The organism is Actinomadura sp. KC06, from assembly GCF_004348735.1.
In the GTDB taxonomy this organism is placed as follows: domain Bacteria; phylum Actinomycetota; class Actinomycetes; order Streptosporangiales; family Streptosporangiaceae; genus Spirillospora.
This window is the reverse complement of record NZ_SMKT01000215.1, coordinates 1-11902: the sequence shown is the minus strand read 5'-3', so window position 1 is coordinate 11902 and position 11902 is coordinate 1. Positions and strand designations below refer to the sequence as shown.

The following is an 11902-nucleotide window of genomic DNA, read 5'->3' as shown; positions in this document are numbered from 1 at the left end:
TTCCTTGACGCCGTACCCGACGAGCACGGGCGTGCGCTTCGGCGCCTCGGACGACACGATCCCCGGCTCGTTGGCGGTCGGCACGGCCTCCGTCTCCTGCAACGCGGCGGCCTGCGCAGGAGGCTCCGACACCGGCGTCGCGACGCCGCCATCGCCGTCGGCGTCCACCGAGATGATCGGGGAGCCGACGTCCACGGTCGCGCCCTCGGTGACCATCAGCTCCGTCACCACGCCCTCGAACGGGCAGGGCAGCTCCACGATCGCCTTGGCGGTCTCGATCTCGACGATGGTCTGGTTGATCTCGACCGTGTCGCCGGGCTGGACGTGCCACTTGACGATCTCGGCCTCCGTCAGGCCCTCGCCCACGTCCGGCAGTTTGAAGATCTTCGGCTGGCTCACCGGCGTCACCACGCGAAGGTTCGGTCGACCGCGTCCAGGATGCGGTCGAGATCGGGCAGGTAGTGGTCCTCGTTGCGGGACGGCGGGTACGGGGCGGAGAACCCGCCGACCCGCAGCACCGGCGACTCCAGCCGGTAGAAGCACCGCTCGGTGATCCGCGCGGCCAGCTCGGCGCCGAACCCGCTGAACACCGGCGCCTCGTGGACGACGACGCAGCGTCCCGTCCGGTTCACGGAGCCGACGACGGCGCCGATGTCGAGCGGGTTGAGCGAGCGCAGGTCGATGACCTCCAGCGACCGCCCCTCCTCGGCGGCAGCGGCGGCGGCCTCCAGGCACGTCTTCACCGACGGCCCGTACGCGAGGACGGTCACGTGCTCGCCCGGCTGGACGATCCGCGCGTCGTGCAGCGGCGTCCAGTCCGCCGCCGTCGACTCGACGTCGACCTCGGCCTTGTCCCAGTACCGGCGCTTCGGCTCGAAGAAGATCACCGGGTCGGGCGAGGCGATCGACTGCTGGATCATCGCGAACGCGTCCAGCGGGTTCGAGCACGCCACGACGCGCAGCCCGGCGGTGTGCGTGAAGTACGCCTCGGGCGACTCCGAGTGGTGCTCCACCGCGCCGATCCCGCCGCCCCACGGGATCCGGATCACGACGGGCAGCGACAGCGACCCGAGCGACCGCATCCGCATCTTGGCGAGCTGCGTGATGATCTGGTCGGCGGCGGGGAAGACGAACCCGTCGAACTGGATCTCCACCACCGGACGGTAGCCGCGCAGCGCGAGGCCGATCGCCGTCCCGACGATGCCTGACTCGGCGAGCGGCGTGTCGATGACGCGTTCCTCGCCGAAATCTTTCTGCAGGCCGTCGGTGATGCGGAACACCCCGCCGAGTTTCCCGACGTCCTCGCCCATGACGAGGACTTTCGGGTCGTTCTCCATGGCCTTGCGCAGGCCCTCGTTCATGGCCTTTCCGAGGGTGAGCGTAGTCATCGGGACTCCTCCCCGGATTCCTCGAACGACGCCAGGTAGGCGGCGAACTGCTCCTGCTCCTCAGTCATCAGCGGATGCGATTCCGCGTAAACGTTCTCGAACATCGCCAAAGGCTGCGGGTCGGGCATCGACAGGCATCCTTCGCGCAGTTCCCTGCCCAGCTGCTTGGCCTCGTCCTCGACCTTTTCGAAGAATCCCGTCTCGGCGAGGTCATTGCGCACCAGATACGCCTTGACCCGTTCGATCGGGTCCTTGAGCTTCCACGCCTCTTCTTCGGCCTTGAGGCGGTAGCGCGTGGGGTCGTCCGTCGTGGTGTGGGCGCCCATCCGGTACGTGAACGCCTCGATCAGCGTCGGGCCCTGGCCCGTCCGGGCGTTCTCCAGGGCCTTCCTGGTGACGGCCAGGCAGGCGAACACGTCGTTGCCGTCCACCCGCAGGCCGGGGAAACCGTAGCCCTGCGCCCTGCGGTAGAGCGGGATCCGCGACTGCTTCTCAAGCGGCTCGGAAATGGCCCACTGGTTGTTCTGGCAGAAGAACACGATTGGCGCGTTGAACACGGACGCGAAAACGAACGACTCGTGCACGTCGCCCTGCGACGTCGCCCCGTCGCCGAAGTACGCGATCGTCCCGGCCGCGGACGGTGTGCCGAGGACGCCGTCCCGCTGGACGCCCATCGCGTAGCCCGTCGCGTGCAGCGTCTGGCTGCCGATCACGACCGTGTACAGGTGGAAGTTGTGCTCGGTCGGGTCCCAGCCGCCGTGGCTGACGCCGCGGAACAGCCCGATCATGTTGAGGTGGTCCACGCCCCGGCACCAGGCGACGCCGTGCTCCCGGTAGGTCGGGAAGACCATGTCGTTCTCGGACAGCGCGCGTCCGGACCCGATCTGCGCGGCCTCCTGGCCCAGCAGCGAGGGCCACAGGCCCACCTCGCCCTGCCTGGTCAGCGCCACGGACTCCAGGTCGAGCCGCCGGACGATGACCAGATCGCGATAAAGGTCGCGTACCTCCTCGGCGCTGAGGTCCAGGGGGTAGTCGGGATGCTCGACGCGCTCCCCCTCGGGGGTGAGCAGCTGGACGAGTTCGGGCTCGGCCAGCTCGGGGGTATCAGGCGCGCCGCGCACGGAGTCGATCGTCATCGATGACACTCCTCGTTCGGGGCCGGCGCGCGGGATCGCCGCACGATCGGCCGATGTCCACGGCCTCCGGCCCCGGTAAGGGACAAAAGCCGCTTATGCCATCGTGGCAGACCTCACACCCCGCGATGCAAGTCCTGCCGTCCTCCAGCCCCCGCCCACCACCATTCAAAGGACGAGCGCCGCTCGGCTCATTACCGGCACACCTACCCTCGGCCCTGGCCCTTGACGCAAACGTGACGCACACCACCCGGTGCGGCGCGGGCCCGCCGCCTACTCGCGGGAGAGCGCCCTGGTCACGCCCGCCGCGACGGTCAGCCCGAGGACGAGCCCGGCGGCGACGATGAAGTTGGCGATCCATTGGTAGACGCCCTTGGGCGCGAACGCCATCTCCTGCCCGAGCGTGCCGATCGGCAGGATGAGGTCCAGGGTGTAGAAGAACGGATTGAAATGCGGCTTCTGGCCGCTGTCCAGGACGTCCGGCTTGTGGAGCGAGAACACGATCGTCCCGAAGGCGAGCAGGCCGATCAGCCAGCTCGCCGCGCGGAACGGGCGGTAGCCGTAGCCGACCAGGCCGTCCTGCATCCAGCCGACGATCTTGCGGGAGAGGCCCTGCGTCCTGCGCCGGTCGCGGGCCTTGGCGAGCAGGACGTAGCGGCCGTCGGCGTCCAGGCCGAGGGCCCGGTAGGTCGCGGCGAGGCGCTCGTAGGGCTGCGGAGCGTAACCGTCGGTGTCGCGGCGCAGCCAGTCGAGGCGCTGGCGGGCGGTCAGCGGCGGTTCGAGGGTCTCGTACTGCAGGCCGTCGAGCTGGAGGCGCTCCGGCCAGGACGCGGCGTCGTCCCGCAGCAGGTTGATGCGGGCGTAGGACAGGTCCGCGGTGCCCTGGATCGGCTCGGCGGTGCGCAGCAGCAGCTCCTCCGCCTGGACGCGCTGCAGGCTGAGAGCCGTCCCCTGGTCGTGCCGCAGCCGGGCGTCGCGCAGGCTGAGCTGGCCGGTGACGCGGGCGCCGGAGAAGCTGACGGCGCCGATGGCGGTGAACCCGTCCGAGCAGTAGATGTCGGTCTCGACGGTCAGATCGTCGGCGTTCAGTGCCGTGCGCCCCGGCGCGGACAGCCGCGCGCCGACGAACGACAGGTACCCGCCGACGCTGGCGCCGCGCAGCCGGACCTCGCCCTCCGCCGTGAACCCGCCGTCGCAGAACACGTTCGCGGCCACGTCCAGGCGGCTCGCGTACAGGGCGGGACCGGACGGGTTGCTCAGCCGCGCGCCCCGCAGGATGAGCTGGCCGCCGATCCGGGCGCCGGGCAGCCGGACCTCACCGTTGGACGTGAACCCCTGGTCGCAGTACACGTTCGCCTCGACCGTGAGGCGGTCGGCGAGCAGTGCGTCCCCGCCCGGATTGCTCAGCTGGACGCCCGACATGTTCAGGATGCCGGTGATGTTCGCCCCGTCCAGCCACAGCCCGCCCGTGATCCGGCTGCCCTCCAGCCACAGATGCCCGTCCACCCGGGTTCCGGACGCGATCAGCCCCGGCAGCCGGCAGCGCATCAGATGGACGCTGTTCATGCTCGCCCAGTACAGGTGCGGCGCCTCGTCGAACGAGCAGCCGGTGAGCGCCAGCGGGACGCTGACGTCCGCGTGCCCGAGGTTCAGCGAGCCGGTGACCCGGGCCCCGCCGAGCCGGACGGCCGCGACCTGCCCCGGCTCCGGCTCCACGGCCCCGACGAGCAGTGCCACGAGGACCTCCGCCCTGACCACCCGGTCGTGCCCCCAGCGGTCGGCCTGCCCGGTGTCGTCGAACGCGGCGTCGCCGGACGACAGGTCGACGGCTTCGCCTTTCGGGAACGCCTCCCATAGGCGGCGCTCCGTCGGGGTCAGGTCCTCGATGTTCATCGGGCGGCTCCGGGGGTGCAGGCGGGGTGGGGCGGCTGGGATCACGCGGGGATGCAGGTGGGCTGTGATGGGTCATGGTGCCGTACGCTTCAGGATCGTAAGGAAAGTTGCTGATGAGTGAGGGGGCTGCCGTGGCGCGTGTCGTCGTCGACGTCATGCTCAAACCGGAGATCCTCGACCCGCAAGGGCAGGCCATCGCCCGGAAGCTGCCGCAGCTCGGGTTCGACGGGATCGTCGCCGTCCGGCAGGGCAAGCGGTTCGAGGTGGAACTGGAGGGCGAGGCCGACGAGGCGGCGCTGGAGCGGGTCGGCAAGATCGCCGAGACGCTGCTGGCGAACCCCGTCATCGAGAACTACGAGCTTCGCGTCCTCTAGCGTCCCGGCGGTTCCAGCGGTTTCAGGCGTTCCACCTGTCCCGGTGCTCCCCGGCCGTTACCGGCCGTTTCAGAGGGTCCAAAGCGTTCCAAAACGCTCCGCGCGTTTCAGGCGTTCTCGGTGTTCGGACCGCCCTGACGTGGAATGGCGCGCAATACCGTTCGATTCCGGAAGGCATTGGCGCGTTCCAGGCGCCTCCCGGGCTTAGACCGTGCCAACGGGACGTCCGTGAAAGACCCGCGACTATAGCGATTACGGAAGATTCCGCCGGGGAACTGTTAGCTGCGTCGAGTCGTCGAGCACGCTCCGGGACCGGGGGAACGGTCGGCAAGCCCGGAGCGGACACGAGGTGTCCGGGTGGATATGAGGATCTCGCTCTCGCTGCCGTGCGAGGCGCTGAGCATCCCGGTGGTCCGTCGGGTGCTGGGAGACGCGCTGCGGGGGCTGGGCGTTTCCGAGGACTGCGTCGACGACGTCTTGGTCGCCGCCTCCGAGGCGTGCACGAACGTCGTCCAGCACTCCCGCGCCACAGGCGACTACGAGGTGGCCGGACGGGTGGACGAGGGCGTCTGTGCCCTCACGATCACGGACCGGGGCCGCGGGCCCCGGCCGGCCCCCGAGGAACGGGGGATTTTGAGCGAATCCGGCCGCGGCATTAAGATCATGCGTGCGCTGGTGGACGATCTGGACATCGACTCCACGCCCGACAGGGGCACCGTCGTCCACCTGCGGAAGCGGCTGACCTGGCGTGACGGGGCGTTGGTTCAGCGCCTCGACCGCAGGCTCATGCACAGCGCCGGGTAGATTGGTACGCGCGCGGGGGAGAATCGACGCGCATCGGGGTGATCGGCGGTACGACCCGCCCGTCCCGGCCGCCCCTCATTTCGGAGGAACAGAAGAGATGGACGCTGCCCGGGTCGGGATCATCACCTTCCCAGGTTCGCTCGACGACAGAGACGCCGCACGCGCCGTGCGGCTGTCCGGCGCCGAGCCGGTCGCCCTGTGGCACGGCGACCACGACCTGCGGGGGGTCGACGCCGTCGTCCTCCCCGGCGGGTTCTCCTACGGGGACTACCTGCGCGCCGGAGCCATCGCCCGGTTCGCCCCGCTGATGACCGAGCTGGTCGCCGCCGCCGGCGCCGGCCTCCCGGTCCTCGGCATCTGCAACGGCTTCCAGGTCCTGTGCGAGTCGCATCTGCTCCCCGGCGCGCTGCTGCCGAACGCCGGCCTGCACTTCGTGTGCCGCGACCAGCGGCTCCGCGTCGAGAACGTCGACACCGCATGGACCACCGGCTACCGGGAAGGGCAGGAGCTGGTGATCCCGGTCAAGAACCGCGACGGCCGCTACACCGCCGACCGCGAGACCCTGACCGAACTGGCCGACTCCGGCCGGATCGTCGCCCGCTACGTCGACCTGAACCCCAACGGCTCCCTCGACGACATCGCCGGCATCTGCAACGAGGCCGGCAACGTCGTCGGGCTCATGCCCCACCCCGAACACGCCGTGGAGTCCCTGACCGGCCCGTCCACCGACGGGCTCGGCTTCTTCACCTCGATCGTCAAGAGTTTGGTCACCGCATGAGCGAGCAACGGCCCCAGCCCCCCGCGCGAGCGACCGGGGAGTCCCCGGACGAGCCCTCGATGGAGTGGCTCGGCGAGCTCAAGTCCGACGCCGACGACCCCGAACTCCAGCCGGTCGACCCCTCGGTGACCCAGGCGTTCGAGGCGATGCTCGAAGAGGCCAAGCCCGCGGACCCGTCCGCCCTGCCGGTCCGGCCGGAGCCCGCCGTCCGGCCGGAGCCCGCCGTGCAGGTCGATCCGGCCATCCGGGTCGACCCGGCCGTGCAGGCGGCGTTCGTCGCGGCCCAGCCCGCTCCCGGCCCTCTCGAAGCGCCCACCGGCGGTCCGCTCGGCGGGCCGGAGCAGGAGTTCGCCCGCGCCCTGGCCGAGGAACGCGCGTCCAGCGACCCCTCGTCCACCCTGGCGGACCCGACCCTCACGACCCCTGACGCGAGCGAGTACACGAACCCCGCGGCCCCGTCCGCGAACCCGGCCGGTCACGGCCCCGGCTCCGGCACCGGCCCGCAACCCGCCATCGGAACGGGCACCGGGCCGCAGCCCGCCGTAGGCCCGAACACGGGCCCGCAGCCCGCCGTTGGGCCCGGCACCGGCCCGCAGCCCATGATCGGCACGGGGACAGGCCCGCAGCCCGCTGTCGGGACCGGCACCGGCCCGCAGCCCGCCGTTGGGACGGGCACGGGCCCGCAACCTGCGGTGGGCCCGAACACAGGCCCACAGCACGCCATCGGCACCGGAACGGGCCCGCAGCCCGCTGTCGGCACCGGGACGGGCCCTCAGCCTGCGGTCGGCCCCGGCACGGGACCGCAGCCCACCGTGGGCCCTGGCGCTAGCCCGCAGCCTTTCGCCGGCCTGGGTACGGGCCCGCAGCCTGCGGTCGGCCCTGGCACCGCGCCGCAGCCCGTCATCGGACTCGGCACCGGCCCGCAGCCAGCTGTAGGCCCGAACACGGGCCCTCAGCCCGCCGTTGGGCCCGGCACAGGCCCGCAGCCCGCCATCGGCAGGGGCACCGGCCCGCAGGCCGCCGTGGGTCCCGGTACGGGCCCGCAGCCCGCCATCGGCACCGGAACCGGGCCGCAACCCGCCATAGGCACCGGCACGGGCCCGCAGTCGGCCATCCAGGCGCCGGCGACGGGCTACTCCGGGACGGACACGGTCGCCATCGCCGCCGCGTCCCCGGAGCGTCCGCAGCCGTTCGCCGAGCTGGGCATGAATGAGGACGAGTACAAGCGCGTCCGCAACATCCTGGGCCGCCGTCCGACCTCGTCCGAGCTGGCGATCTACTCGGTCATGTGGAGCGAGCACTGCTCGTACAAGAGCTCCAAGGTGCATCTGCGCCAGTTCGGCGAGAAGGCTCCGAAGACCGACAAGCTGCTGGTCGGCATGGGGGAGAACGCCGGTGTCGTCGACATCGGCCAGGGCTGGGCGGTCACCTTCAAGGTGGAGTCGCACAACCACCCGTCCTACGTGGAGCCGTACCAGGGCGCGGCGACCGGCGTGGGCGGGATCGTCCGCGACATCATCTCGATGGGCGCGCGGCCGGTCGCAGTTATGGACTCGCTGCGCTTCGGCCCGGCGGACGCCCCCGACACCCAGCGCGTCCTGCCCGGCGTGGTGGCGGGCATCGGCGGCTACGGCAACTCGCTCGGCCTGCCCAACATCGGCGGCGAGACCGTCTTCGACGCCTGCTACGAACAGAACCCGCTGGTCAACGCCCTCTGCGTCGGCGTGATGAAGCACGAGGACATCAAGCGCGCCGTCGCCCCCGGCCCCGGCAACAAGGTGATCCTCTTCGGCGCCCTGACCGGCCCGGACGGCATCGGCGGCGCGTCCGTGCTCGCCTCGGCGACGTTCGACGAGGAGTCGCACCGGAAGCGGCCGTCCGTCCAGGTGGGCGACCCGTTCATGGAGAAGCTGCTGATCGAGTGCTGCCTGGAGCTGTTCGGCGAGGACCTCGTCGTCGGCATCCAGGACCTCGGCGCGGCCGGCGTGTCCTGCGCTACGACGGAGCTGGCCGCGGCCGGCACCGGCGGCATGCACGTCGACCTCGACTCCGTCCCGCTCCGCGACGAGACGCTCCTCCCCGAGGAGATCCTCATGAGCGAGTCGCAGGAGCGCATGATGGCGGTGGTCGAGCCCGGCAAGGTCGACCGCTTCATGGACATCTGCGCCCGCTGGGAGATCCCGGCGACCGTGATCGGGACGGTCACCGACACGGGACGGCTCGTCATGACCTGGCGGGGCGAGACGATCGTCGACATCCCGCCGGTCACCGCCGCCGACGAGGGCCCGGTGTACCAGCGCCCGCTGGAGCCGCCGAGGGACCTCGGGTCCCTGCAGTCCGACACGCCAGGGCGGCTTACTCGTCCGTCCAACGGCGACGAGCTGCGCCGTACCGTCCTTTGGCTGGCGGGGTCGCCGAACCTCGCGGGCAAGACGTGGGTGACGTCCCAGTACGACCGCTACGTCATGGGCAACACCGTGATGGCGATGCCTGAGAACGCGGGCGTGGTGCGCATCGACGACGAGTCCGGGCTGGGCATCGCCCTGTCCCTGGACGGCAACGGCCGCTACACGCGCCTCGACCCGTACGCGGGCGCGCAGCTCGCCCTCTCCGAGGCGTTCCGCAACGTCGCCGCCACCGGCGCCCGGCCCCTGGCCGTCACCAACTGCCTCAACTTCGGCTCCCCGGAAGACCCTGGCGTCATGTGGCAGTTCGCCCGCGCGGTCGAGGGCCTCGCGGACGGCTGCCAGTACCTCGGCATCCCGGTCACCGGCGGCAACGTCAGCTTCTACAACCAGACCGGCGCCACGGCGATCAACCCGACCCCGGTCGTCGGCGTCCTCGGCGTCCACGACGACGTCCGCCGCCGCGTGAACATGTCGCTCACCACCGACGGCGCCACGATCGCGCTGCTCGGCGAGACCCGGGAGGAGTTCGGCGGGTCGGAATGGGCGCATGTCGTCTACGGCCACCTGGGCGGCCTGCCGCCGCTGGTGGACCTGAAGGCGGAGGCGTCGCTGGCGTCCGTGCTGGTCAACGCCGTCCGGGACGGCCTCGTCACCGCCGTCCACGACCTGTCGGACGGCGGCCTGTCCCAGACCCTGGTCGAGTCGTGCCTGCGCGGCGGCCTCGGCGCCAAGATCACGCTGCACGGCGACCCGTTCGTCGCGCTGTTCAGCGAGTCCGTCGCCCGCGCCATGGTCGTCGTCATGCCGGGCGCCGAAGCCCGCCTCGCGGCCCTGTGCGAGTCGGCAGGCGTGCCCGTCGCCCAGCTGGGCGTAGCGGGCGGCGACGCCCTGACCGTCACGGGCCGAGGCACAGAAGGCGACCAGCAGGAACTGTTCAGCATCCCCTTGCACGAACTACGCGAGGCCCACGAACACATGCTCCCCAGCTACGCCGACTAACCCGTCCACGACCACGCGCGAAGGGCGCCTCCCAGAACGGGAGGCGCCCTTCGCGTTGGACAGGCTCAGAAGACCGAGATGTGTACGTGGTCGTAGTGGTTGGCGGTGGTGCCGCCTCGGTTCTCCATCATGCGCCAGCCGGGGCTGCGCATGTCGTAGATGCGCTGGCGCCAGATGACGTACTTGATGCCCAAAGCGCTCGCGTGGGAGATCGCGTACTGGGCGGCCTGGTCGCCCTGAGCCTGGGCGCTGCCCGTGGCCATCGCGCCGCCGGTCGTCACCATGAAGTCGCAGGCGCGGCCCGTGCCGTGGTCCTGGGGGTCGCCTGGACGCGTGCAGCCGATCACGGGGAACGGGCCGGTCTCCAGGTCGATGGTGTTCTTGACCTTGAGCATGCGGGGGGTGATGCCGCCCATGCCGATGCTCGGCGACTCGGGCTTGTACTGCTTGACCAGGGCCTTGATCTTGGCCTTCCGGCTGAGCAGGTCCTTGATCTCCTTCTTCAGCTCCGCCATCTTCGCCTGGGCCTGCTTGCGGGCCTGGAGCTGGTCGTTGACGAGCTTCTGGATCTGCGCGACCTTCGCGGCCTTGTTCTGCGACAGGTGGCTGACCAGGGTGGCGTTGCTGAGGAGGTCGCTCGGGTTCGCGTCCGTCACGAAGGTGACCGTGGGGTCCTCGCCGTTCATCATGTACTGGGTCGCGGCGAGCTGGGCGACGAGGTTGCGGGCCTCGACGAGGTCCTGCTGCAGGTCCTTGGCCTTCTTGAGCGACTTCTCCGCGGCGTACTGGACGTCCTTGAGCTTGGCCAGGTCGCCGCCGTACTCCTTGTCGAGCTTCTCGATCTGCCGGTTCAGCTGGGCGAACTTCTTGCTGTCACCGGGATCGGCGGCGTAGGCGTTGAGCGCGGCCAGGGCGGGCGGTGCGGCGGCGGACGGGGTGGCGGTGCCGACCAGCGGCAGCGCGGCGGCGAAGGCCACGAGAGCCACGGCTGCGCGCCGTCCACCGCGCGGGCGTGCGGAGGGGGTCTCCACGTGTTCTCCTCTCGTCCTGGCCGTGGGTCAATGAACCTTAAAGTGCCGTCTGTGCCTCGCCAAGATTAAACCCCTGGGACGCGTGAGGCAGTGCGAAGGGCGATAAGCCCTGCTCGCTTGCTGGGAGGCGAGCCATCTTACGTGACACGACTCACAGCCACTTCCACCGGTACGGGACGGGACTCACCCACGGTTCAGCCGGCCACCGTAGCCGAGACTCGTGCCTGGTCGGTTCCAGGTGTACTGGAGCGTCCCGTCCGGTTGCCGGGTGATCTGGACGACCCCGGACGTGCACGGCTTAGCGACCGACAGGGACATTTTCAGCGCGCTTTCCGTGCCCCTCGTCAGTGCGAGCGTGCCGTTGCATTTCTCCTTCGGGTAGAACACGCGCCCGGTCGTCCCGCCGGATTGGAACGTGACCTCGAGCGGGAACGAGACGTTGCGGTTGGTGTTGACGACCGTGCCCTTCCACGTCCCCGCGAACGATGACGGGATCGTCGTCACCGGACGGTTGTTGGACGCGTTCGTGCTGTCGGGCGGCGGCCCGTCGTCGTCGGCCTTGAGCTGGGGCCACAGCACCAGCGCGATGATGGCGATGCCCACGCCGACCCCGATGAACAGCGAGAGCGCCACGCCGAGTACGTGGTTGCTGGGGCGGCGCATCTTGGCGAAGGACGCGAGCGGCGACGGATTCCGTCCGTCGTTGTCACGGCCCTGCCCAAGTCCGGGGATGAGGTGCGGGGTCGGTTCGGTGGCGTCCGGGTGCTCGTCCAGGTCGACGGCGTCGAATGTGGCGGTCGAGTTGGAGGCGACCGTGCCGAACGCCGCCGTCTGGTCAGCTGGGCTGGGCTCGTTGGCTGGTGGACGGGTTTCTTGCTGCGTCTGGTTCGGGTCGTCGGAGGCGACCGCCCTGAAGGCTGCGGTCTCCTCGAAGGCGGACGGGTCCAGGTCGGCTGCCGGTGGTGCGGGCGGCTCGGGCCTGGGTTCCGGGCGCGATCGGCGCATGCGTGACAGCTTCCCGAGCAGCGGAAGGGACGGCGTCGGGGTTCCCTGTACCGGAGTCGGCGGGGCGCCGGGGGGAGGCCCAGGGGCTT

Annotated in this window: 10 protein-coding genes; 4 read left to right on the top strand and 6 right to left on the bottom strand. The window is 70.6% G+C overall.

The genetic code is table 11. The features are described 5' to 3' along the window. From E1287_RS38580 to E1287_RS38565, 4 genes are all read right to left on the bottom strand, one after another. Positions 1-399, bottom strand: a 399-nt coding sequence (locus E1287_RS38580) for a biotin/lipoyl-containing protein (RefSeq protein WP_347814004.1), incomplete at its 3' end; no start/stop codon positions are given. A 5-nt stretch (positions 400-404) separates the two neighbouring features. After that, positions 405-1388, bottom strand: a complete 984-nt coding sequence (locus E1287_RS38575) for an alpha-ketoacid dehydrogenase subunit beta (protein ID WP_131970301.1) — start codon at positions 1386-1388, stop codon at positions 405-407. Next, positions 1385-2524, bottom strand: a complete 1140-nt coding sequence (gene pdhA / locus E1287_RS38570; protein WP_131970299.1) for a pyruvate dehydrogenase (acetyl-transferring) E1 component subunit alpha — start codon at positions 2522-2524, stop codon at positions 1385-1387. The genes E1287_RS38575 and pdhA overlap by 4 nt, the downstream gene beginning before the upstream one ends. A gap of 270 nt (positions 2525-2794) precedes the next feature. Then, entirely contained in the window at positions 2795-4414 is a 1620-nt protein-coding gene (locus tag E1287_RS38565; RefSeq protein ID WP_131970297.1) for a hypothetical protein, read from the bottom strand. A 131-nt stretch (positions 4415-4545) separates the two neighbouring features. Here E1287_RS38565 and purS point away from each other — a divergent pair, with 131 nt between their 5' ends. The 4 genes from purS (at position 4546) to purL (ending at position 9777) form a co-directional block, all read left to right on the top strand. Continuing rightward, positions 4546-4788 (top strand): phosphoribosylformylglycinamidine synthase subunit PurS, encoded by a 243-nt coding sequence (gene purS, locus E1287_RS38560; protein ID WP_171064619.1) that lies wholly within the window; start codon positions 4546-4548, stop codon positions 4786-4788. 363 nt (positions 4789-5151) lie between these two features. Then, positions 5152-5592: an ATP-binding protein gene (locus E1287_RS38555; protein WP_131970292.1), complete on the top strand. Its 441-nt coding sequence runs from the start codon at positions 5152-5154 to the stop codon at positions 5590-5592. Positions 5593-5689: 97 nt separating this feature from the next. Continuing rightward, entirely contained in the window at positions 5690-6370 is a 681-nt protein-coding gene (gene purQ / locus E1287_RS38550; RefSeq protein ID WP_131970290.1) for a phosphoribosylformylglycinamidine synthase subunit PurQ, read from the top strand. Between the two features lie 1112 nt (positions 6371-7482). Beyond that, positions 7483-9777, top strand: coding sequence for a phosphoribosylformylglycinamidine synthase subunit PurL (gene purL / locus E1287_RS38545; protein ID WP_243719729.1), 2295 nt, complete (start codon positions 7483-7485; stop codon positions 9775-9777). A gap of 65 nt (positions 9778-9842) precedes the next feature. Here purL and E1287_RS38540 read toward each other — a convergent pair whose 3' ends face one another. Both E1287_RS38540 and E1287_RS38535 read right to left on the bottom strand, forming a co-directional pair. Further along, positions 9843-10808 (bottom strand): hypothetical protein, encoded by a 966-nt coding sequence (locus E1287_RS38540; protein WP_131970288.1) that lies wholly within the window; start codon positions 10806-10808, stop codon positions 9843-9845. A 183-nt stretch (positions 10809-10991) separates the two neighbouring features. Then, positions 10992-11813: a hypothetical protein gene (locus tag E1287_RS38535; protein WP_131970286.1), complete on the bottom strand. Its 822-nt coding sequence runs from the start codon at positions 11811-11813 to the stop codon at positions 10992-10994. Positions 11814-11902 lie beyond the last annotated feature (89 nt).

What these genes read in the sequence shown, in the direction of transcription:
- E1287_RS38575 (WP_131970301.1), bottom strand. Translation starts at nt 1,388, where the DNA reads ATGACTACGCTCACCCTCGGAAAGGCCATGAACGAGGGCCTGCGCAAG.
- pdhA (WP_131970299.1), bottom strand. Translation starts at nt 2,524, where the DNA reads ATGACGATCGACTCCGTGCGCGGCGCGCCTGATACCCCCGAGCTGGCC.
- E1287_RS38565 (WP_131970297.1), bottom strand. Translation starts at nt 4,414, where the DNA reads ATGAACATCGAGGACCTGACCCCGACGGAGCGCCGCCTATGGGAGGCG.
- E1287_RS38555 (WP_131970292.1), top strand. Translation starts at nt 5,152, where the DNA reads ATGAGGATCTCGCTCTCGCTGCCGTGCGAGGCGCTGAGCATCCCGGTG.
- purQ (WP_131970290.1), top strand. Translation starts at nt 5,690, where the DNA reads ATGGACGCTGCCCGGGTCGGGATCATCACCTTCCCAGGTTCGCTCGAC.
- E1287_RS38535 (WP_131970286.1), bottom strand. Translation starts at nt 11,813, where the DNA reads ATGCGCCGATCGCGCCCGGAACCCAGGCCCGAGCCGCCCGCACCACCG.